The 23,333-nt window shown below is 51.7% G+C and carries 19 protein-coding genes; 7 read left to right on the top strand and 12 right to left on the bottom strand.

The genetic code is table 11. The annotated features are described in order from the left end of the window. Positions 1-26: 26 nt before the first annotated feature. Both tilS and SH449x_RS20285 read right to left on the bottom strand, forming a co-directional pair. Positions 27-1,031, bottom strand: coding sequence for a tRNA lysidine(34) synthetase TilS (gene tilS / locus SH449x_RS20290; protein ID WP_482377903.1), 1,005 nt, complete (start codon positions 1,029-1,031; stop codon positions 27-29). Beyond that, positions 1,028-2,305, bottom strand: coding sequence for a Gfo/Idh/MocA family protein (locus SH449x_RS20285; RefSeq protein ID WP_482377902.1), 1,278 nt, complete (start codon positions 2,303-2,305; stop codon positions 1,028-1,030). Before SH449x_RS20285 ends, tilS begins: the two co-directional genes overlap by 4 nt. A 312-nt stretch (positions 2,306-2,617) precedes the next feature. Here SH449x_RS20285 and SH449x_RS20280 point away from each other — a divergent pair, with 312 nt between their 5' ends. The 4 genes from SH449x_RS20280 (at position 2,618) to SH449x_RS20265 (ending at position 6,378) form a co-directional block, all read left to right on the top strand. Further along, the gene (locus tag SH449x_RS20280) at positions 2,618-3,118 is read left to right on the top strand and encodes a PEGA domain-containing protein (RefSeq protein ID WP_482377901.1); all 501 of its coding nucleotides are present in this window, start codon (positions 2,618-2,620) and stop codon (positions 3,116-3,118) included. A gap of 194 nt (positions 3,119-3,312) precedes the next feature. Further along, positions 3,313-4,158 (top strand): hypothetical protein, encoded by an 846-nt coding sequence (locus SH449x_RS20275; RefSeq protein ID WP_482377900.1) that lies wholly within the window; start codon positions 3,313-3,315, stop codon positions 4,156-4,158. Positions 4,159-4,879: 721 nt separating this feature from the next. Further along, positions 4,880-5,284, top strand: a complete 405-nt coding sequence (locus SH449x_RS20270) for a hypothetical protein (protein ID WP_482377899.1) — start codon at positions 4,880-4,882, stop codon at positions 5,282-5,284. A gap of 656 nt (positions 5,285-5,940) precedes the next feature. Next, a complete protein-coding gene (locus SH449x_RS20265) occupies positions 5,941-6,378 on the top strand; it encodes a four helix bundle protein (RefSeq protein WP_482377898.1) in 438 nt (145 codons plus the stop codon). Between the two features lie 848 nt (positions 6,379-7,226). Here SH449x_RS20265 and SH449x_RS20260 read toward each other — a convergent pair. Both SH449x_RS20260 and SH449x_RS20255 read right to left on the bottom strand, forming a co-directional pair. After that, positions 7,227-8,540, bottom strand: a complete 1,314-nt coding sequence (locus SH449x_RS20260; RefSeq protein ID WP_482377360.1) for an IS110 family RNA-guided transposase — start codon at positions 8,538-8,540, stop codon at positions 7,227-7,229. A 245-nt stretch (positions 8,541-8,785) separates the two neighbouring features. Further along, positions 8,786-9,016, bottom strand: a complete 231-nt coding sequence (locus tag SH449x_RS20255) for an acyl carrier protein (RefSeq protein ID WP_482377897.1) — start codon at positions 9,014-9,016, stop codon at positions 8,786-8,788. 586 nt (positions 9,017-9,602) lie between these two features. Here SH449x_RS20255 and SH449x_RS20250 point away from each other — a divergent pair. Continuing rightward, complete coding sequence (locus SH449x_RS20250) at positions 9,603-12,737, top strand: PSD1 and planctomycete cytochrome C domain-containing protein (protein ID WP_482377896.1); 3,135 nt, start codon at positions 9,603-9,605, stop codon at positions 12,735-12,737. Positions 12,738-12,754: 17 nt separating this feature from the next. Next, positions 12,755-14,182 (top strand): DUF1501 domain-containing protein, encoded by a 1,428-nt coding sequence (locus SH449x_RS20245; protein ID WP_482377895.1) that lies wholly within the window; start codon positions 12,755-12,757, stop codon positions 14,180-14,182. A 191-nt stretch (positions 14,183-14,373) separates the two neighbouring features. On the opposite strand, the gene SH449x_RS20240 is transcribed toward SH449x_RS20245, so the two are convergent. The 6 genes from SH449x_RS20240 to SH449x_RS20215 all read right to left on the bottom strand — a co-directional run bounded on the left by SH449x_RS20240 (position 14,374) and on the right by SH449x_RS20215 (position 19,646). Further along, positions 14,374-15,177: a TrmH family RNA methyltransferase gene (locus tag SH449x_RS20240; RefSeq protein ID WP_482377894.1), complete on the bottom strand. Its 804-nt coding sequence runs from the start codon at positions 15,175-15,177 to the stop codon at positions 14,374-14,376. Further along, entirely contained in the window at positions 15,174-15,368 is a 195-nt protein-coding gene (locus tag SH449x_RS20235) for a hypothetical protein (protein ID WP_482377893.1), read from the bottom strand. Before SH449x_RS20235 ends, SH449x_RS20240 begins: the two co-directional genes overlap by 4 nt. A 100-nt stretch (positions 15,369-15,468) precedes the next feature. After that, the gene (locus SH449x_RS20230) at positions 15,469-15,921 is read right to left on the bottom strand and encodes a hypothetical protein (RefSeq protein WP_482377892.1); all 453 of its coding nucleotides are present in this window, start codon (positions 15,919-15,921) and stop codon (positions 15,469-15,471) included. A gap of 36 nt (positions 15,922-15,957) precedes the next feature. Continuing rightward, positions 15,958-17,352 (bottom strand): hypothetical protein, encoded by a 1,395-nt coding sequence (locus SH449x_RS20225; RefSeq protein ID WP_482377891.1) that lies wholly within the window; start codon positions 17,350-17,352, stop codon positions 15,958-15,960. A gap of 174 nt (positions 17,353-17,526) precedes the next feature. Next, on the bottom strand, positions 17,527-18,330 hold the full coding sequence (locus tag SH449x_RS20220) for a hypothetical protein (protein WP_482377890.1): 804 nt from the start codon (positions 18,328-18,330) through the stop codon (positions 17,527-17,529). Positions 18,331-18,464: 134 nt separating this feature from the next. After that, positions 18,465-19,646 carry a hypothetical protein gene (locus SH449x_RS20215; RefSeq protein ID WP_482377889.1) on the bottom strand — a complete coding sequence of 394 codons (1,182 nt, stop codon included), beginning with the start codon at positions 19,644-19,646 and terminating at the stop codon, positions 18,465-18,467. A 210-nt stretch (positions 19,647-19,856) separates the two neighbouring features. Between SH449x_RS20215 and SH449x_RS20210 the strand changes: the two genes are divergently transcribed. Continuing rightward, entirely contained in the window at positions 19,857-20,822 is a 966-nt protein-coding gene (locus SH449x_RS20210) for a hypothetical protein (protein ID WP_482377888.1), read from the top strand. Between the two features lie 73 nt (positions 20,823-20,895). Here the strand turns inward: SH449x_RS20210 and SH449x_RS20205 are convergent, their stop codons facing one another. Both SH449x_RS20205 and SH449x_RS20200 read right to left on the bottom strand, forming a co-directional pair. Beyond that, on the bottom strand, positions 20,896-22,575 hold the full coding sequence (locus tag SH449x_RS20205) for a PH domain-containing protein (protein ID WP_482377887.1): 1,680 nt from the start codon (positions 22,573-22,575) through the stop codon (positions 20,896-20,898). Next, complete coding sequence (locus tag SH449x_RS20200; protein ID WP_482377886.1) at positions 22,572-23,249, bottom strand: PH domain-containing protein; 678 nt, start codon at positions 23,247-23,249, stop codon at positions 22,572-22,574. The genes SH449x_RS20205 and SH449x_RS20200 overlap by 4 nt, the downstream gene beginning before the upstream one ends. Positions 23,250-23,333 lie beyond the last annotated feature (84 nt).

The raw sequence follows: 23,333 nt of genomic DNA, 5'->3' as shown, positions 1-23,333 counted from the left end.
TCAAAAGGGAGTGAGATTGATAGCAATCACGATTTGGTGGGAAAGATTCGCATTTTACCTTTGCGGATTTCCATGCGAATCGCACCGGGCAAATCGACTCGCATGGGGTGAGGATTGGATTGCGTTCTTTGGATCATATCGCGGATGTGCAGCCAATGCTTACGAGACATGTCGCGAAGAGGCCACTGCTGTTGATGCCAAATCTCGACGAAGAGCTCCCGTAAAGCATCCCACTCGATCGAAAGCAGATGCTCGATTGCCAGTTCGATTCCGGCTTCTGGGTGGGGTTTCGCAATGCCATACCTCAAGAGGCATTTTATCTGCGTGTTGAGTATCTCATGCTCTTGCGAAATCAATTCGATAAACTGGAGCATAATATTTTTCCAGTCTGGACCACCAATACAGTTCAGCTGTGGGATTAGCTCATTGCGAATTCGGTTACGCGTGTATTTCGAGTCGTCGTTACTGGAGTCATGTCGAAAGGGGACTTGGTTGAGTTGTAGCCACTCCAGGATCGATGCTTTTGTCGTCTTGAGGAGGGGGCGGATTAGCCTGACCTCTAGGTCCGATGTTTCTAGAAAAACTCTTTCAGGCGGAATACCTCGCAAACCTCGCAAACCACTACCACGGCTCAAGCGATGAAAAAAGGTTTCGATATTGTCATCCGCGTTGTGACCGAGTGCGATCCAATTCGCTCTTGATTCGATTGCGAATCGTTTCAAGTACTCGTAGCGAATTCGTCGCAATTGATCTTCGCTATGGTTCTCGCACTCCTCATCGGTTAAACGAGCCACATAGCAAGGAAGATTGCGAAGAGTGGCTTGTTCCTGGACGAAGAGTGCATCGGCATCGCTTTCTGCACCACGTTGCCGGTGATTGCAATGAAATACGAGTAAGTTCTCTTTTAAGGCGGCTGCTCGCCAAGTACAGTCCAGCAGCGCCATGCTGTCGGCTCCGCCGCTGACGGCAATAATGACGCGGTCTGTCATCCACCGTTCTGTTGGCCAATTCGCAAAAATGGAATCCATCATGGGACGATAGACGATTCCCATTCGTGATCGTATTCTCGTTGCCAGTATTCAGCGGGGATCGAAGCGTCTTGCCATTTGCCGTCACTATTATTTGTTGCGATCACGGTTCCAATTCGGTGAGCCACATTCCCCAAATGGCACAGATGGGTGCTGAGATGTCCGCTTCGAATCGGTTGAGCCAGTTGTTTTGGATCGTTGCTGGTGATGGCTTGAATAAAATTGGTCAGGTGCTCTAGTTGTCCGGAAGAGGTCGGGTTGGATTTCTCCACAACTTTGCCCGCTCGATCGTATCGAACGAACACTCCTGCGGTATCGATTTCCAGGTAGCCATCAGAACCGTAGAACGAAACGAACGGTCCGGGTGGATGTTGCGAGGTTGATATACCTTGATAGGTAATTTGTTTGTTTCCCTCGAATTCCCAGCAGACTGTATGCGTGTCCGGTGTTTCTTGGTCATCCTGAAATCCGTATCGTCCACCGCTGGAAATCGTACGAGTGGGGTATTCGACTTGCAAGCCCCAGCGGCAAATGTCGAGTCCATGGATGCCGTTGTTACCGAGCTCACCGTTACCCCAATGCCAGAACCAGTGCCAATTGTAATGGACAACGTTAGATTTGAAGGGACGCTTGGGTGCAGGGCCTTGCCATAGATTGTAATCGAGGCCGCTGGGAGGAGTTGTTGGTTGAGTGGAGCCGATCGAGCCTCGCATTCGATTGAAGAAGCAGCGAGCTTGGAAAACTTGCCCGATAGCACCTTCGTGAACTTTCTGAATGGCTGCTTGGTATCCTGGCGAACTCCTGCGTTGGGTGCCAACTTGAACGCAGACTCCCGCTTTGGTAGCGGCTTCGACCATCCATTCCCCCTCCTGCGGATTGTGGGAGGCCGGCTTCTCCACGTAGACGTGCTTGCCCGCCCGGCAAGCCATGATGGTAGCGGGACCATGCCAGTGGTTGGGTGCTGCACAGACCAAAGCATCGATTGTTTTGTCGTCGAGAATTCGTCGAAAGTCGGTGACCGCCTGCGGGCTGCGAGACGATTCTGTAGCTGTTTTCATGGCCGATTGGAGACGAGTCTCATCGCAGTCGCAAAGATACTTCACCTCGACGTTGGGGATCTTGTTCAAGTCAGCGAAGAGATCCATACCTCGCGAACATCCCATGATGCCGAGGACAACTTTCCGATCGGCCACGTCTCCAGCGGGGATTGCTCTAGACGAGAGGGCAGCGGTTGCGATACCAAGGCTGCTCGATTGGAGGAAGCTTCTTCGTTCCATTTTTAGAACCTTTCGAAGTGGTCAGCTCGGGCGGAGCCGAAGGAGAGGCGGGAGAGGAATAGTTGGTTGCTATTTTAATCGAATGAGCAACGTTGTGGGGTCTTTCAGTAGCCTTGGTCAACATGCAATGCTGGCAGAGGGAATTCATTCTGGCTCGCGGATTGGCAAAGTAAGGCGAGATTCGTTGGCCCCATACCTCCTAGATTGCCTACGTTCACTTGCGGAAAAATTGCCAGAATTCCTAAACTTCGCGACCAAGTGTTACATGGACCACTAAACCAGAGAATTGACGTGCTACCTCGAGATCGCAAAATGCTTTCCGTTAGTCGAGCGGAATCGTCTCAAACTCGCTTCGCGTGGCCGATCGTTTTGTGCCTATTGCTTTTGGGAACCTCGACGGGTTGTCTGCGAAAACGGATGACTGTCCGAACCAATCCGCCGGGAGCCATGGTCTATGTCGACAGGCAGTATATCGGTCTCAGCCCGGCGTCGACGAACTACACCTACTATGGGACACGAAATTTTGAGATCGTGAGAGATGGTTATCGCACCGAGAAGTTCCTTCGCAAGTTCAATCCCCCGTGGTACGCCATACCTCCGTTGGATTTCGTAACGGAAACTTTGTGGCCGTATGAGGTTCGCGACGAACGGATCATCGATGTGCAATTGTCGCCAGAGCAAGCCGTTCCCAACGATGCTTTGATTGCGAGTGGCGAGCAGTTACGGTTGCAGGCGGGGCAGGGAATCGCTGTGGCACCTCCCCCGACGATGTCGGCCCCCATTCCGGTTGTGCCTCAGGTGCAGCCTCGATAGGCAGCCTGTAACGTTTGTAGCATTCAGTTTGGCGGAAAACGCGGAGAGTTGAGAAACCTGGCTGGAGAAGTCTTGAAGTTTGCTGAGGCTGCTAGGATTCTGGGAGCTTGTAACGAACCGTCATGTGACGGTTTCGATGTCTCAGGATTCTCGTCAAGACCGCCGAAATTATGCATTCCAGCTGGCTTGTTGAAATGGCAAGTATTTGGGCCTTTCACGCTTCAACCCGTGTTGAGGAAGACTGCGTTTTTCCGATGGAGGCCGTACACGAATATTGGCTCAAGAATCGAGTTCGCTTTAACGGTTGGAACTCGATGCTGACGTTTCAGTCCAAGCGGATTCGTTCGGTCAGCTTAGCACACCGAACTCAGGCGTGGAGAAAGACGAAGCGAGTTATCGAGGAGGCTCTACTGGCCGAACCGCTGTCCCGTATTTGCGTGGCCGTAGCCGCTCGTTTGGAGGCTCGTCAGATCGACAACGACGCCAGATCCATTCTGCACAATGTTTACATGAGTCATCAAGAAGTCCGCAATCGATGCCTGAGAATCATCGCCGATGGATTGGAACGAGGCAATCAGGAAGCTGATGAACTCAACTCGCTACGAAGCTACCTGGAACACTGGACCGACATGTTGCTAGGGTACTTTGTCAAGACGAGCGAGTCGCATCAGTATGCTCACTCACCGAAAAGGGTCGAGGAGTTCGCAGGCGAGTATGGGGAGCGGCACTTAGGGGATCAGAGCAAGATTATTTGGTCGCTCCTCATCGCTAGTTGCCGAGCTTGGTTGAATAAGCATGTTGAGCACGAACCGATTTCGCCTCGGATCAATCAACAGATCAGTGAAGCCGCCTTGGGGATGCTCCATCCCGATTTGTTCGATTCCATGGGTCTCATGAGAACCCATCTCGTTCATCGCATTGAAAAAGGTTTGGAGCAGGCAGGTGAAACCCTCCAGCGACTCGAGGACGGAACCTGGGAAACCATGTCCAGCGTGTTGGTAGGTGACGAAGCTAAAGGAACCGTTCGGTTTAGCGTTTAGGAGGCGTTTGGCAATCGCAAAGGCAACTGTCTACGACAACCTCGATGGTTTCGCGTACTGGGATCGCCCTGCGCTATCGCAATCCGGGGGGCACGTTCTGAGGAACGAAGATCCGTAGCGATCTGGGTGGCACGCTCTGAGGAACGAAGGGTGTTTTGGTGCCTCCATCCCAGTTCTCACCGTGCCGCCCGATCCAGCTCTTCATCCCCACGCGTCTGCGTGATGGTTTAACCGCACGGGCAACGCCCTGCGTTGAGCTCTCTGACCCAGCTCGTATCAACTCCGCTCAGCCCACCATGCCCTGCCAAGTTGCCACTATGGGCTCCCCTCGGGACTAAGGTCGATACAATCCCTTTAGGGTTGCCTTGAGTTTGGCGGCAACGGGCGGCAGATGCAACCGGGGGACAACCGTTAAATTGCATCAAAACAACAAAAGTCCGCTCACCCCCCACATTAGAGGGGGACGATAATGGAAACCGGGATAATTATTATCCCGGTCTCCCGCCGAGCGAGGACAAAATGTTTGACTTCCCGGGATAACACCCGACAATAACGGCTTTCCCGGTACCGAAGCCGGGATAATTACAAGTTCTGCTATCCAATGGAAACCCCTTACCTACCGCCCACATACGCCAAATCACCTTGTGTCGCCGAGGTAATTCATACGTCAAACAGACTTGCTTTCTCTGACCCAAGTAATCATCGAAATACGAAAGTGCAAATGGTCATTACGGGGTTGGCACTGCCATTTTTTGCTGGCTTGACCTTCGTCGGTGTAACTCGTGGTGCGTACTTGTGGGCTTTCATTATGGGCTCCTTGGTACTCGTCGCTACATCCGGCTGGTTAAGGGCAATTGTCTGGTTCGTACGACCGTTTGAATTCAACGTCGAGTTCAATTCGGAATGTCTGCGTACTTGGGACACAAGGAACGTCGGAACGATCAAGGAGTATCCAAGAACTGAAATTCATAGAATACTCATTGAACGACCAAATGTTACCTTTGGCACGAAATCGAGTCGAATCGAAAAAGGGTTTCCAGGAATCCAGTGGACAGACGCTCGAATTGATGAACTTGAGAACTTTCTTGCGCAACAATGGCCGGAAGTGCGAATCGATCGACTATAATCTCGCAGAACAAAGGGTTGCAGACGAAGCCCTCGATCAGCCGTTTTGACTTGCGTTGAGTCAACCGCTCGGGCTCGCTGAACCCCGACGTTCGCATTCAAAGATCTTAGGCTCGTCGGAACGAGTCGCATTCTTTACGCGGCGATTTTCGCGCGGCAGCCTGACTTGGTCGCTGAATGCGATTCTCGGGCGGGATGGAGTCGCAATTTTTTGACCACAGATGACACAGATGAACACGGATGAATCGCAGAACGCAAGCGGCTAATGAACGCTGAGTGATTGAGACGCAGAGAATCGCAGCCTGTCTTCTTCAACCATCACATCACGGGCCCGATTGAGGATTAAGCAATTGCACTGGCTCTGCGAACGCGAAAACTTCTGAACCACAAAGCAATCTGCAAGCGTCATGCTCTTGCCAAGGGGTGACTTCTGTCGTAACCTCACACAACCACGATTTCCGAACTCGGAGACTCAATGTTGCGCGTGCAACCGCCGTGCAGCAGAGTCGCCGAGAATCGCAAATGCGAACAAAGCGTTGAACCGGAGTTGCCGTCCACCGTTTCCCACTAAACAAGTCAACCGTCGGCAACACCGGTTAACGCAGTCGTTCGTGCTTGAGGTCGGATTTCCTCGTACTCGTACTCGAAAGGACGCAGATGACCGATCCAATCTTTGACCACGAACTACTCGATGTTTATCGACTTGCTATCGAGTACGTTGCTTCGTCTTATCGAATCGCGAAATCATTAAACGGTGCGGAACGTCATGCTCGGGATCAGTGGCTGCGAGCGGCACAATCCATTCCGCTCAACATTGCCGAGGGAAACGGGAAACAAAGTCTTAAGGACAAGAATCGATTTTTCGAGATCGCGTGTGGTTCAGCTTTGGAATGCGCTGCGATTCACGATATACTCCTATCGTTCGAGGCGATCGATCCTGAACTGAATCGGGTTGGCAAGACCAACCTGAAACGGATCGTGTCGATGTTGACTCGATTGATCCAACGAACTGATTCGGTATTGGAGGGATCGATCGAGTACGAGTACGAGTACCGCGATGCTGAGTACGAGTACGAAAAACCGCACGAACGGTAGCATTGGACCGAAGTGCTCGATCGAGCGCTTCTGACTTGCGTTGAGTCAGCTACTCGCACTCGGTCAATGCTACCGACTATGAAGTCCAAGGTTTGCAAGTGACGGTCGCCACTGTTTTTAATATTTTTCGAGGCTACATCATTTTGAGGTAAGGTTAGGTGTCTTCGTCGTAGCCGCTTGTCGATCGCTCACCCCGGCGAAGTGAGTCTTCGAACGGAGCGCATGGCGATCGACAAGCGGCGCAGAGGATGACACCGGGAACTTGCTGATTGGCTTCTTAAGGTCTCGCTTTACTCTTCGCACTTGCTTATTCGTTCAAGGATGGTTGATTAGACGACTATTCGAGGTGTGAATGCCTTGTCACTCTTGTGAAGCCTATCGGCTTGCATCCCCTCAGTTATCCATCACGGTTCCACTCATCGCTTGTTAGCTATGAATTCTCATCGTGGTTGGCTGCAGCTTGCCTGTAGGCTTCTGGATGCTTCGCATCGCTGAGCAGCAAGCTACCTTCCGTTATGGGGTTGGCACATTCTTTAGGGCGACGTGTCTGGTCATCTCGGCGAGTCTCTTACGAGTCCTCGTGTCCTATGTGAGACGACCGCGTCAACTGTGTTTAGTGCTCAACCTCGTGGGTAGGTCTTGTCCTTGGTCAAATTCGTTCGGTGCTCGTTGTAAGGCATTCTCCTGAGAAGGGGTAAAAGGTTCGTAAAGGGCTTGGAGGTCCGATTCGTTACGACGATGTCGTGTGCATCAGCCAGCGATACTGGTTGTCCTCCAAGCCTTGGGGCTATGAGGGCGAACAAGGCTTATTCGTTCGACGATGTGTGTTGCTTAGTGATGGCAACTCATCAGACCGCGGTTTCGAGCTTTCTTGTTCGCCTTGGATTCGTGGTTGGTTTATCTTTTGTTTTTGTCGGCTTTCCTTTAGGTGCTATGGTCTTAGGTTTTCGCTTAGCGGGCCTAGCGACAGAGCTCTGTACCGACGATCGTTTGGGAGTGGATTCGGTTGGTCGTGAAGCGATCTTGGGAGCCTGGGCAGCTGCTTGTTTCGCAGCGCGTTCCTCGCTGATCCTTCGATTCTTTCGCTTGTGACGGCATTCCTTTTTGGGCATTTCGAGTAGCTTCTCTTTGAGGCCTAGAGGGATGCGGCCATAGGACTCGGTCACTTCGATCATACGTTTTGGTTCCCAGTCTTTTTCATCACGAAGTAACGCCCATGCCAGAACAGCGATCTTGCGAGCCAATGCGATAGCCGCTTTCTTTTTGCGAGTTTTTTGCTTGCCGCAGATTCGATCGTAGACATGTTTGGCCCAGGGGTTATAGCGAAGTGAGGACCACGCGCATTCGACAAGGATCGTTCGTGCCAAGGGGTTGCCTCGCTTGGTGATTCGACCATTCCGATCGGTCTCGCCTGATTGGTACTGACGAGGCACTAAACCGAAGTACTGAGAGACTTGTCGACCGTTTTCGAAACGTTTCGCATCGTCGATGCAGGCGACGAGGATCTCGGCGGTTCGTGGCCCGACACCTGGAATGGTTTGTACACGGATAATTCGGGGATCGATCTTACCGATAGACTCAAGCTTCTTGACCACTCCATCAAGGACGGTCGTGAGAGTATCCATCTGAGTGAGTTCGAGATCGAGTTCCCCCTTCCAAAATTCGTGGGGTTCGCACTCTGTAAGCGGTTTGCGAAAGGAGTTGATCCGTTCTCGTCCTGTATTCCATGCCTTCTCGCCGGTGTCGATCGAGATACCGTGATTGACGAACCATGCTCGGATTTTGCACTTCATCTTGTTGATGCGAGAGTCAAGCGTTTTCCGATACTTCACAAGAGAACGGAATTCGCGGTGGGACTCTGATGGCATGTGAACCGCCTTGAGTTCGTTCATGGCGGCCATGCGGGCCAGCTTCAAGGCATCGTCTTTGTCGGTCTTGCGTTTTACATTGCTCCACTTCCATGCATCTTCGTTGGTAGAGCAAACGAGGGTTTTGAGACCGAGCGATTGTGCGAGATCGTTGATCCAGCCGGAGGGGCCGCACGCTTCCATGACGACGAGGTCGATCTTGTGCTTCTTGAAGACGGTCTCAAGGTAGTTTCGATCGGTGGTAGCGTTCAGGAATTCATGCTTTCGAGTTTTTGAGTCGAAAAAGCAGCACATTGTGTTGCCCGTGTCTACCAAATTTGACAGGTCCGAGGTCAAGTGCGAGAATCTTCATGGTATTGGATCCTTGGTTGTGGTGGGTGGTAATGATTGTGACAGTTGTCGTTCACGCGACACGAGATCACGGGTTTGAGTCGCCAGTTTTACACGAATGGCTCCCACCCGCTACACCTTGGACTTACATGGATTCTTTAACTAAATGGCTTTGCTCTCTTCAAAACCACGGTCGGATTCAAGCTCTTCTATCCGATGATTGCTTCGGTGCAGCAGCATGTTCCTCGCCTTCTGCTTGCGTGCTCGGAAGAATCTGTAGGGAATCGAAGGAATTGGGTTTCCCCATGTTCCATGATGTAGCGAATCGCGTCACCTACTGTCTGAATGGCTACCTCGCTATCTTCAGGAATCGAAACTCCAAACTCTTCTTCCAACTTCTGCTCCTCAATCCACGAAAAAATCTGAAGGAAATCTAGCACGGACGATAATAGGTAGGTTTCGTGTTACGATCGAGTGCGTATCGCAAGATGAGAGGAGCGGATCCGTATCAATCGGACCAAATGGGCTCAGGAAGGCGCTTCGTGGACCAGAACTTTCTGGATTACGACGCGAACATCTTGGTCGCGAGCTTTATACAACAGCGATCAGGACATGCTTATCAACAGCGTCGCACCAACGGGAAATATAGGATTCATCTCTGGCTTTGAAGGCAGGCGACACTTTCGGAGAATGTTGGAACAGGGAAATCGCAGACTCACCGTCGAAGATAACGAGCAACTTCTGCTAAGCCTCGACGACTAGCGAAAAAGGGAGCATATCGATGGCCGCCTCTCCGCAAAGCATTGTTGCGGGGACTGCGTTTTCATGCAGATCTTGCTTTTAACGGGTGACTTGTGTCTCCCCTAATAGGGCGGAAACCGTTTGGTTTAGAGATTGAAGACGGAAACTATGATATAATCAATACACGCAAAGAGTCGTTGGCTTGGGGCTATCGTTACTTAAGCCAATTCGTCATTAGCTGAGATGTGTCGGAATGCGACCTTGGCACCTCGAGGGAACTGTTTCATGTTTGTGCGGTTAGTCAGCCTGATTCTTACGCTCGTCCTAGGGATGACAGGTTTTGCAATCGAGGATGCGGAAACGATCAGCCAGCAGCTTGCTCAGCAAGTTCGCTCGATCCTGTCGGATGCCTGCTTCCAATGCCATGGGCCTGATGAATCCAACCGTCATGGAGGTCTGCGGTTGGATGTTGCTGAAGCGGCATTTCAAGGAGGAGACTCAGGGCCTGCTATTGTGGCTCGCGATCTTGAGTCCAGTGAGGTCTGGAAACGGATTACAACAACCGACTCCGGGCTCATCATGCCTCCACCAGAATCTGGAAAAACGCTTAAACCGGATCAAATTGCCGTCATTAAACAGTGGATCAACCAAGGTGCCGAATTCCAAGGCCACTGGGCCTTCCAACGAGTAGAGCGTCCAAACGTTCCGTTGATTGCAGGAATGGAAAATCCGATTGATGCGTTTATTCGTCACCGGTTACAACAAGAGGGGATGACGCCTGCGCCGCGAGCTGCAGCCGTAACGCTTATTCGCCGCGTTAGTTTAGATCTTATTGGGCTTCCACCAACGTTGTCCGAAATCGATGCGTTTGTAAACGATGATTCACCGGATGCCTTCGAGAAAGTTGTCGATCGTCTTTTCTCCTCACCTCACTTCGGCGAGCAAATGGCGCAGCAGTGGCTTGACTATGCGCGCTATGCTGACAGCAACGGTTTTCAAGTGGATTCATCGCGGCAAATGTCACCTTGGCGGGACTGGGTGATCGATGCTTTTAATCGGAATCTGCCGTTTGATCGATTCACCATCGAACAGCTCGCAGGTGATTTGCTGCCCAACCCAACACTCGATCAAATCGTAGCCACCGGATTTCACCGCAATGTCAAACTCAACGGTGAAGGAGGACGCATTCAAGAAGAATGGTTTGCAGAAACCGTAATCGATCGTGTTGAAACAACAGGGCTTACCTGGATGGCGTTGACCTTCAACTGTTGTCGATGCCATGATCATAAATACGACCCAATCTCACAAAAGGAATTCTATCAGTTCTTCGCATTCTTTAACTCGATAGATGAGTCGGGGGTTCTCGAAATCGAAGGTGGTAACACTCGCCCTGTTCAGAAATTGCCAACAACCGAGCATCAACAACGTATCAATGAACTGCAATCGACTGTCGTTGACGCTGAGTCCAAGTTGGCGGAGCTTCGGAAAACCTCCAAGCAACGCCAAGAAGAGTGGGAAATTACCTTCACGAATCAACTCGCTGAAAACGTTGACACATGGACACTCTTTGAACCCAAAGAAGTCACGAGTTTAGGCGGTGCAACGTTCATGCGACAGAGCGATAGCAGTTGGCTTGCGAGTGGCGAAAACCCGGCGAATGACGAGTACCGTATCCAAGGAAGAGTCTCGGCTCGGGAACTGAGCGGGATTTTGCTGGAGGCGTTCCCTGACCCATCATTGCCCAACATGAGTCTGGGACGTTATCCGAACGGCAATTTCGTTCTCACGGATATTGATATCATTGTAACGGCCCCGTCTCTTTCGGCCCCTATTCACGCGGAAATAACGCAAGCTCAATCGGACTACGATCAGCCTGGATGGCCCGTGAACGCGATCATTGAAGGCAAAACCAAAAGAAAGGGCAAGAACTCCAAAGGATGGGCTGTTGACGGACCAACAAAACGGGAGAATCGCAAGGCGATGTTTCTTTTTGCCGTTCCGCTTAACATTCCCGACGAAGCAACCATCTCGATTCATCTCAAACACGATGCGATCGGCGGACACAACATCGGTCGCTTTCGTCTCTCGACAACGCAATGGCCAACGGAAAACGTGAAACTCGATGGAACGAATATCCCGGAAACCCTTAGAAACGCCCTGACCTCATCCAAAGCGGATCGCACCCCGGAACAACTCGATGAAATCGAGAAATACTTCCAGGAGAACGCAGATTCGCAAGTCAAACAAGCCGAGCAAGCGATTCTTGCTGCTAGGAAGGCGATTGTCGACTACGAAACAACGATCCCGACCGTTATGGTGATGAAGGAATTGGCGAAACCTCGCGATGCTTTCGTTCTCAAACGTGGTGAGTACGATCAACCAGGAGATAAAGTTCTGCGTGGCGTGCCAAGTGCGTTTCCGCCTTTACCCCAAGGGGCAACGGTTGACCGATTAGGTTTAGCTCAGTGGCTCGTGTCCCGGGAACATCCTTTGACTTCACGAGTGTGGGTCAATCGAATTTGGGAAAAGCTCTTCGGTGCAGGGTTAGTTCGGACGACCGAAAATTTCGGATCACAAGCAGAATGGCCTTCTCATCCCGAGTTACTTGATTGGTTAGCCATGGAGTTCATGGAGCCAACCGTGCTACAGGATGCGAACGGAAAACCAGGGAAGCCCTGGGACATGAAAGCTTTGATTAGGTTGATTGTCTTGAGCGAAACCTATCGTCAAAGCGCAAGTGTAACATCAGACTTAGATCCCGAAAATCGCTTGTTGAGTCGTGCACCCCGGATTCGTTTACCGGCTGAAACCGCTCGGGATCAGGCCTTAGCTGTTTCCGGCCTGTTGGTACCAAAGATTGGTGGTCCTAGCGTGAGACCCTACATGCCCGACGGAGTCTGGGACGAAACTAGCCGATACGGTGACCTCCGAGGCTACAAGCCCGATGAGGGTGAAGGGCTTTATCGTCGGACGCTTTACACCATTTGGAAACGCACAGCTCCCCCTCCGTCGTTAATGCTTTTTGATGCACCGGCGAGAGAGGTCTGTACAATCAAACGATCGAGGACAAACACACCGCTTCAAGCCTTAGCCTTGCTAAACGAAGTAACCTATGTTGAAGCCGCACGCAAGCTAGGTGAACGTATGATTTCCGAGGGTGGTGAGTCCGAGGAAGAACGCCTAACTTACGGCTTTCGATTGGTCACCTCCCGATACCCGACCCATCAGGAATTGTCTGTGCTTCTGCAAGGATTCCATGAGGATCTCGAGATGTTTCATAACCATCCTGCGACGACCTCGCAATTCCTAAGTGTGGGGGCAAGCAAACCTATCGAAAATTCGAACATCAACGAACTTGCTGCGTATGCTCTTACCGCGAACATCTTGCTTAACCTCGATGAAGTCGTCACGCGAGAATGAGAATGGAGATCTATAAAATGATGCCAAACCTAAACTTCATGGATCGACTCAACCGTCGTACCTTTCTCCGAAACTCGGCTTCAGGAATTGGTACGGCAGCTTTGGCGACGATGCTCCCACGCAGTTCGCTGGCATACGATTTGGGGCATCACGCTCCCAAAGCCAAACGGATCATCTATTTGTTTCAGTCGGGTGCGCCATCGCAAATGGACTTGTTTGATCCAAAGCCAGTGATGGCAGATAAAAGGGGTACGGAACTGCCCGATTCGATTCGGATGGGGCAGCGTTTGACAACCATGACCTCGGGGCAAGCGAATTTCCCGGTCGCGCCCTCGATATTCAAGTTCGCTCAACATGGCGAGAGTGGCATGTGGATGAGCGAGCTTTTGCCCCACATGTCCAAAATCGCTGATGATTTTTGTATGATTCGAACGCTTCACACCGAAGCGATCAATCACGATCCAGCCATCACGTTTTGCCAGACTGGCTCGCAACTTGCGGGTCGCCCGAGTATTGGAGCGTGGGCTAGTTATGGTTTGGGAAGCGAAAACAAAGACTTACCTGCGTATGTTGTACTGACCTCGTTTGGCTCAGGACGTCCAGATGATCAACCTCTTTACGACCGATTGTGGGGACCAGGATTCTTGCCCACGATGCATCAAGGCGTCAAATTTCGAAATCAAGGAGACGCGGTGCTATATCTATCTAATCCACCAGGAATTGCATCGAGTGTTCGACGAAGTACGCTAGACCGGCTTCGACAACTCAACATGCAACACCGCGAAGCTGTCGGGGATCCTGAAATTGAGACCCGTATAGCGCAATACGAAATGGCATTCCGAATGCAGTCCAGCGTTCCCGAACTTCTCAATTTCCAAGACGAACCGCAGCATATCCTCGACATGTACGGGGCCGACGTAACCCGTTCAGGTTCCTACGCTTCCAATTGTTTGTTGGCCAGAAGATTGGCCGAACGCGATGTTCGATTCGTTCAGTTATTTCATATGGGATGGGATCATCACGGAGGGTTGCCCAATGCCATCAAAGGACAGTGCCGCGATACCGATCAAGCGACAGCGGCCTTGATTACCGATCTAAAGCAGCGAGGTTTACTGGAGGATACCTTGATCGTCTGGGGTGGAGAATTTGGCCGAACCATTTATTCACAAGGGGGTGTTACGGAAAGTGACTATGGTCGAGATCATCACCCACGTTGCTTCACAATGTTAATGGCAGGCGCCGGAATACAGAGAGGACTCACCTACGGCGTTACCGATGATTATTGTTACAACATCGTTGAGAATCCCGTTCACGTTCACGATCTCAATGCCACCATTTTTCATCTTTTGGGAATCGACCATACTCGATTGACCTATCGTTACCAAGGTCGCGATTTCCGATTGACGGACATCCATGGACAAGTCATTCACGACGTATTAGCTTAGTTGCTCCGACGACGAAAGGGCCTCATTTACTGAGGTCAAGCAAAATTTGATCTTCGCAGCAATCATAGCGATTGTTGATCTGAGCAGATTGAGCGACGGCCGAAGATTACCGGACATTACGCTTGGTCTGTTGATGTACTTTTCTTTCGCAAGCGTTGTGTACGCGACACGCTGTTTGGGAGGCTTGCCCGCTAAGACAGTATTGTGCGTTGCCGTTTGGCTTCGTAGAGTAGTAATGTTGCGGTCATGGCCACGTTCAATGACTCAACACCTGGTTGCATCGGCACGGCTACCAAGGCATCGACCGTGTTCAAGACCTCCTGGCTCAAACCGGCTCCTTCGTTGCCGAGCACAAAAATGGTGGGGCCTGTAAAGTCGAAATCCCAGAACGAAGTTCCATTGGCGGCGGCTCCGTAGACTTTAGTTCCGCTTGCTTGGCAACTTTTTATCCAATCCAATAATGCAACGCGGCATGGTGGCTGCCGGAACCATTGCCCCACACTGGACCGAAGAACTTTCGGACTCGTTGGGTCCACACACCCCTCCCCGAGAAATACCCCCTCGGAGCCGCTAGCTACCGACGAACGAATCACTGCACCTAAGTTCCCCGGATCTCGAACTTGATCCAAGCCTACAGCTAGTGTCACTGAATTCATGCTTGGTGCATCGATTAACGCTCCCCCCTTGCCGATGGCAATCACACCGTCCGGGGTCTCGGAATGCGCAATTCGTCCTAGCACTTCTTCTGAGACGACGATGCATTCCCCCATAGCTGCTAAGTCACGCATCAGGGACGGATGCAGATCGCACCATGAGGGGGTCATAAACACCGAATCGATTGGCCAACGAGTCGCGCATACTTCTTGAATAGCATGCGTTCCTTCGATCAGGAACAAACCAGACTTTCGTCGTTCACTAGTCTGCTTGAGCTTGGCAGCCGCAATAATTCTAGGGTTCTTAACGCTGTTGATGGATGCATCCATTCGCATATTCATTCGAGAAACGTCCCGCCATTTATCCGTTGGGTTATCCGTTGGGATCGTTTAATAGCTCCTCCAGTCGACGCCGTAGCCGCTCGGGATACCTCGAGAATCTTCACCGTTTTTCTAAGTCGCTCGTTGACCTTTTCCACAGCCCGCTCCATGCGATTCCAGAGCTCTTCGCCAGTAATCGTAAACTCAACCACAGCTATACCCTCCGTGTATGAGTTTACTCTATGGCGGCCAGAATCTGAAGCATGTAGTCAAGCTTTAAGCCGGCTATTTGTTCGCTTGAACTCGGCGACTCTAAGCTAGAAAGTCTAGACTGGGGAGCGTACCTTGAAGCTGCTGAAGCGAGTTCCAAGCGATTCGCCAACGATCGGCGATCTCAAAATCTCCACGCGACTCCGCCGCATCAAACCTCTGCTTGGCGATATCAACGAAATCCATTCGAATCGGGTCGGTGTCCATGTCTACCGGCTCCCCGGACAGTTTGACTTTCAAGCTCATGGCTAGAAACGGGGTACTCTCGTCGACGGTCATCTGCCCGGAGCGAATCTGGTTGTTCATCCAATCAAACAACTCTCGTCGGGTCATGTTGCTAAAATCGAGATCAGAAGAGAAACCTTGCGAAGACTCGGTCTCTGCAACTTGCCTAGCACCTTGGGCAGGAGCAAGCATCGAGACCATATCGACGTTGTCCGCACGGTTCTTAGGAGATTGGTTCCAGTAGGAATTCGAGCTCGATTCAATCTTCATCCATGCACCTCAAACCTTTTACAACTCATCTCGCGATCATCGAACCAAGCATTCAAAGCTGATCAAGCCACCTTCACCCGGTCCCAGATCTCGCTTGAGTTCCCATCGCAAATTCTCAGACCCTGCACCGTTAGGGGTCAGAATGAATTCTGCTTCGCGTGACGACTTTTGCGTATCGGGTATATACTCCAAGCGACCTGTCAAGGAATCGGTTACGACCAAGCTCGAAACGGGTTGCTCGCCGACATTATCAAACCGAATGATGAACTGAATCGTGTCTCCAGGATGGGCCATTTGTTCGGATGCCACTTTGCAAAGGCGGATGCGAGCTCCCTTGCGTTCGTAGTGGGTCACGCCATTCGTGTTCTGGGAACTGATGACGCTCATCGGTTCAGCCCCATCGGCCAAGACGCCAATCTCCTCGGCCGTACTCCAAGCCTTTGCCGCAGCGATTCCCTTGACCAAGTCGGCTTTGTCCCGATACCGGGTCGAACCAGTTGCTAGCAGATTTAGTAGTGATAGCGTATCCTGTTCTTCGATCACGATAACTGGTGTGACGATTCCTTCTGCGGGAAGAGGCTTCACCCCTTGTCGAACGGCTTCGACGATTCGAGTCTGGCTGTCCGCCACGTATCGCGTTCTGGATCGTTCTTCGCCGGTTGGCAGAATGTTCTGGGCCATCTTGGGACCGTGCGGTTGGGCGACGTTCACGACTTGCATGTTGAAATCGCGTTCCACAGGATTGTAACGCTTGCGGACACTGGCGAAGCGCGGCGCGTAGATGGCAACGCGACAACCGCTATCCACATGAACCTTGCCGTCCATGGTCTCGTACTGGATCACGGTATCCTCAGGATCGAGACCGATGTAGGTATTGTCCTTGCGCACTTGGACCTTGGCGTTTCGGTCCCCGCCGTCAAAGATGTACTCTTGCGGATCAGCTTCTCGGGGAATTGCAAATGCGAATTCGGTTGGTTCGCATGGGTACGACAACTCCGTCTCGCACGTGTTACAAGATCCGATAGCGGAATTAAAAATGGGTTGATAGGCACCACCGGCGTGAATGCGCGGTCGCCGATGAGCGAGCGGCCTGCCTGGTGCGGCCACATGACCGTAAGGCATGTTGCTGCCAAGTAGGTGAGGAGGCACCTGGTTGTACATCGGTTGGTGCGATGGATGGTCGTACATGATACCCATGGGATATGCCATTGGTTCACGTGGCACGGCAAAAGCCTGCGGATCCATGACAGGTTCGTTGTGCTGGACCAATCGAACTGCCTGCTCTTCGTGATTCTGGGCTGGTGCATTAGCACCAGGTCGCTGGCCTTGAGTGGTTCGACTTGTGGCAGTCACTCTCTGTGGCTCGCTTGTCTGCGATTCGACTCTCTGTGGCTCGGCAGCAGCAGTCGCAGACGCCGGGGATGGTTTCATCGCACCTAGTTGGGCACTAAGGGGGATAGAGAAGTTTGCGGTCTGGCATCCCAATGTTGAACAAAGTGCTACACCTAACATCCACTTCAACTTTTGGTTTCGAACGATCATCATTGGTCTTTTCGATGATAGGGTGGTGATGTTGGTGACAGCGGCTCTTGACACGTGAGCAAATTATCTTTGGTCGCTAATGGAACCACTACGAGCCTCGCGAGTGATGCTTCCTTGTTCAACCACCAGTTCCTTGGTGGGAATTGGTTTGATCGTTGCCCAAGCGGGACAGCCGAACAAGAAGTTTTCCCAATCTTGTCCGAACGAAACATTGGGGACCCGCGAGCCTATTCGTAGAATCGCCACGGGCCTTCCCATACGATCGGCCGTAAGCAATGCGTCTTGATGTGGTTGTAGATCTAGGACTCGCTGGGGAAAGCCTGCGGTATTAACGGGTTCAGCGATTTGGTTATCTTCAAGGTAGATAACTCGCATCACCATATTTCCTTCTGCGGCATCAGCCAAATCGGCAGCGTCGATCTCGATTGGAATCGGGAATCGGTGCTCGCGTTCAGCAGGAGGATGGATTCGGTCGATGACCTCTAAGGTGGGATAGAGAGCGACATCTTCGTACCCTTCGATCCCTGAGATTTGGAGGCGATATGCGTACCCCACCATGACCGCTACACGTGGTTCAGCCAGAGGCTCGGTGAACTGTCCTGCGTCAGCCATGCTGATCTTGAGTCCTTCCGGTCCCTTGATTTCCACGGCTTGCCAAACTCCTCGCAGTTGCGGCTTTCGGGCGAGTTGGATTGCGCCAATCTCACCCGGAGGCATCGAGTCTTTCAGCAAAGGGCGAACGTTGCTGGGTAGACCGCCCATGGGAGATTGTCCGTACGAACTGTCCGTAGAGAAGCACACGAACGACAAGCCAGTCGCGATGAACGACCACAGAACCAAGCTCGTTGCGATGTTACGTGTTGGCATCTTAACCTCTCTACGCAGTCTAGAAAAAAGGTGGGACAGACCGTTGGCCTGTCCCATAAGAAAGAATCCACGGCGTAGGACCAATTGATGCACCGAGAATCGTGCTTTCAACAAGCCCTCATTCAACCCATTCTTTACCGAATGGAATTCGGTGGGCAATACTCACCCGTTCCACCCTGAGCAGGGGCAGAATACTGGTTCGGTGCCACCGATCGGCTCGCATGTTGGAACGCAGGAGCACCGGCTGGGTAACCAGGATGAATATTCTGCTCTCGAATGTTCACTCGGCTTGGTGGTTGCGGATAGCTGTAACCAGGCTGATGACGAACGTTGATCTTCATCTTGTCCACAGGATCAGGAATATTCATGTGGGTGTGATTCTTCATCACATGCTTTTGCAATCCGGCTGGGTGTCCCAATGGAATGTGAGGAGGTCCAGGCAATCCAATCGGCGTGCCGGTATAGGTCATCCCGTACTGCGGAGCTGTCACTCCGGAAACCATGTTCGGAGGATTGCCGTAAGCACTCATGGGGGATCCATCTGGTCCACATGCCATGCCACCGTAGCCCATGCCGCCGTAGCCCATCGCACCAGCCATCATTAGACCAGCCCCGCCGTTTCCGGACAGTTCTACGTCTTTGTTGCCCAACCTGATGATTGCTAAAATCGAGCCTCGTCGGTCCGCTTCGAAAATAGGATCAACTCCGGGTTCGCTGACGAGCGTGTCGACGCCACTCACTCCGATTCCCTGGAACTCGGGATCCGGCAGATAGATGACTTTCGTCACAAAGCTATTTTCGAGAGCTTGGTCGATATCGTTTGCCGTGAATCGAACAGCGAGTGCGTTGTGGGCAAGGAAGGCCGCTGTACGATAGCTAGCGGTACCGATTTCGATTGTTGGATACAATTCGATACCTTCGCGGCCAGTAATATCGGTCAGCTTGAGGCGATAAATTCCGCCTTGAGCAAACTCGACTCGGCCTGGAGTTACCAATGGATCGCTGCCAAAGGTTCCATCCCCGATCACATCGTAATAGATGCTCATGCTACCACCGTCCGCCAGGAACTGGATCTGCATGGTGGGGGCAACGGCTGGTGCACCGTAACCTGGGACGGGAATCGTTTCTGGAGCCAAAACTCCTGGCCCAGGACCACCAACCATGGGACCTGGTTCAGCCAGACGAGCTGCTGGCGGCATATTGTGCCGTCGAGCGAATTCGTCGCCGAAAGTGGGAACACTCGCGATTTGGGAGAGGATGCAGGGCGTGCCCAATCCCAACACCGCCATCAGATGCCATTTGCTACGCATTTTCATTCTAAATACCCCTGGAACTAATTGGGTCAGGCCGGCTTTGCAGTTGGTCTACGGGACCGACGCATTTAACCTGGACTTAACGCCAGCGATCGACCTACAATCCGCTTCGCGCGTCCTCAGTCCCTATGTTCGGCATGCTCGAATTGGAATCTTTGATAAAACCCGCATAACTTGCCCATGCCGTTCGACCATAACTTAGCTAGCATCAATATGAACGTTCGATTTAAAGCGAGCTGGGTTTACGGCATTCTGTGCTTTTCGTTACTTCTCGTGGGTCTCAAAGACCCCGCCAACGCTCAGAACATCTTTGCTAGCAATTCCTCGAGCAACGCGGGAGTTGGTAAGCAAACCGCACCGGGAGCATTGGGCCGAGAAATGATCGACCCCAATCTACTCGTCTTTTATGCTCTCAAGTCTTCGATCGCTGGCGGACCTATTGCCTACAAAGTTCACCAACTAACGAACGCTTATCAGCAGCAAGTCATCCTGAGCGGAGAATATAAGAGCACAGGAAATTGGACTGGTCAGTTCCGCTATACCGCTCGCGTATCGGCTGGAGAAACCACGATGGACATCATTCAGATCTCCGACGGGCGATTGATGTACACGCAATTCGGAGCGAAATCTCCTCCCAAACTAGTCAACGTCGAAAAAGTTCGAGAGCAGCTGATTCCACGAATCTACCGCCCAGAGGAGAACCAGGACGTCTACATGCTACTCGCAATCGGTGGCCAATCCGAGTTAATGAGAAGCTTGTATCACCGTTATAATTGGTACCGTGCTGAAGAGGGCAAGATCGGCGGAGTCGATGTGTGGCAACTCTTTGGCAAGCTGCGGACCGAGCCGCCAAGATACTCGGGAACGGCCGAAATCGACCAGGAGCTGTTAGGCATGAGTCCTGATACGGAAAACCTACCTTCTCATGTGCGGTTGACTCTCGGCAGGCCAACTAATGGTCAAAATGAAACATCGATCGCTTACTTCCCTTACCAGATCGAATACTTTCGAATCGAGAAGAACAAAGAAGGCCACGTGGTTCGGCTCGCCCCTTTGAGCAAGATCGAATACCTGGAACCGACTCGCAATTTTAAAGTAAGCGAGTCGGACTTCATTTATCGCGTTGAACCCACCATTGAACGCATTGACGAAGAAACCTCACGGTACATGCCTCGCTGAAAATCGCGAATGCTTTGTCGTCGATGGAACTGGATAAGTACTCCTTGAGCAGTTACGTCGATCGATTGCTCCACTAGTCAATCACTAGTGCGTTCCATTCTTGAAATTCTCGATGGGCAAAGCTTGCATCCAGCAATTCGACTTTGAGCTGATGATCGAGCCCACCTGAGCCAGCGGTGTCGAAGTGTAGCGTGGCCATTCCCCACCTGCGATCAAAGGGAGACTGGCTCATCTGAATGGACTGGACACGATCGACAAAACAAATGGACGTCGTTTTCTTGAGTACGCCAGAGCGATAAACAAGACACTGTTCGTTCCGTGTATATTTGCGACTTTTGGATTGTTTCCACTCGATGGCTACCAGCCCAGCGGAGCCGATCGCACCCAATACCATAAGAAAAGCCCCCAACTGCTCTGAGCCTAACTGGAAACGGGTCTGAGGCAAAAAAACAGAGAAAAATATACCGACCGCTACGACAATCACCCCTAAGGCGATCGGCCATCGACACGTTCGACGAAAAGCCTTCTTCGACAAAGGTTGCCACTGGTAGCTATTCGGATCCCAATGGAGTCCTGGATTCAAGGCGTTTAGAACCCGTGCCTGTTCTGATTCTTGCATAATAGGGATAAACCACTTTCGCCCTACCGTCTTGGTCGCGTCATGGCTCTCCTTCTCACTTCCTCCCGAGGTCTCCAACTGAACGGAGACAAAGCCAAACTTCTTCATGAGCCATGTTTGATTGACACCGATTCGTTGGATACGATTTCGCGGTACAGTAGCCGAAACTTTGGTTAGTAGTCCGCACTGAACATGCAGACTGTCACCCCGAAGTACGAGTCGGTAATCGTGGAACCGCAACACGTGCCAAACCGCACTGAAGATACGGAATAAGGCAATGAAGAATACGAAGGCGATTACACCAACGACGACCATGCCAACCGTTCCGAGCTGGTTGAAAAAGTTACCTATAGTTTGAGCGACACCGTTCGCATCAGAACTTACCCCACGCATCGCATTTCTGACCACATCACGATCAGTAGCATCGATGGTGCTCAAGGATCGAAAGGGATTGAGCCAAGCGGGTATCCAATCCGAATAGGGGCCTTGGATGATATACCCCAACACGATACCAGCAACGATTTGGCCACGATTACTCAACAACCCCAGCTGGATTAACTGCTTCGAAGAGATCGTCAATATTTCAAACTCGTTGGTTGCCGCTGCTGACTCGGTCGGAGTCGCTGCGACACCATACGGATCGTCACTATCTGCTGATGCCTGAGGCGTTACCGCAAGCTTTGCAGACTTCTCATCGGCCAAGTGCAAACTGTTTCGCAACTGTTCCAGCTGCGGCAGACCGAGCACGCGCATCGTAGCCTCAGCTTCAGAACCAGATGCTGTTTCAATTCGTACCTCAGCGACCTTCAGCATGCGATGGAAGAGGTTTTGGACAGAATCGATATTCTGTATTCGCTCCAGGGGAATCGCCTTTTTCTGCCGAAAGATCAGCCCTTGTTCGACATGCAGCTCGTTGTCAACAACTTGATAACGAAAGGTTAAGTAGCGAATCACAGCAAGCAAAATGGCGATCCCAAAAATGCTTCCCCCTACATAAAGCCCGATGACTCCCCCGCTAATAACGGAGAAGCTGGCGAATACGGCCGGCACAAGATTTCTTCGAACGCGAGTCGCGACCTCGAAGAGCAAGGACAATTGATGGAGCCCGTGGGGTGCGTTCTCTGGGTGGCTCAAGATGGAACTCCTGGCTTCGTAGGCTCATCTGCTTGAGTCGGTTCTCCTAGCTGTATAGGCTCCTCTAACTGACCATGTTCTTCTTGTTTAGAAGGCTCTTCCTGCTTGTGAGCAGGCTCGCTACTGTGGACGGTCTCCACAGCAATCGCAACCGGGATTTTGTCGCCAGCTGGCTTGGTGGGCTGTTTCACTCTTGGCAGCAACGCCAGACGCATCTCATTAGCTCGATCGACGTTTAGCCCCTCGACTTTGATGAGATAGTTATGATTGCCGGCAGTATTGATGACGAGTTCCGCTATACGAAACTTGCGACTGATGGGGCCCTGTGTTACGTCGGTGTGCTGGATCCTTTCTCGCGGAACAAAGATCTTGTGCTGCCAGTAGACCCCGCGATGCAATTCGAAACCTCGCTCCGTTATTCGGTACCGAGTCGTTCGCCATCTGAGAAACGGGTATTTGTACGACCACCACGCCAGCAAGGCTAATAAAAAAGCCCCGACGAAGAAGGTAGCCCAGGTTTTACCGTTGCCCAGTCCCCATCCGACCAAGCCAAATAGGGACCAGACGATCAGCCCAGAAACGGACAGTACCGATACGAAAATAAGTGAACTGAGATGTTCAGCACGTATGGTATTCCGATCAAGTTGTTCAAATTCGTTTTGTTCCGGGGCCATTCGTGTTCCTGTAACGCGAGCAGTAGCAAAAGCCATCCCAACGTGAACCTACACTACGGGATGCTTTCTTCGCTGGCCACAAAA

The organism is Brakhagea baltica, from assembly GCF_052161605.1.
Lineage (GTDB): Bacteria > Planctomycetota > Planctomycetia > Pirellulales > Pirellulaceae > JBKCUI01.
This window is presented reverse-complemented; position numbering and strand designations above follow the sequence as displayed.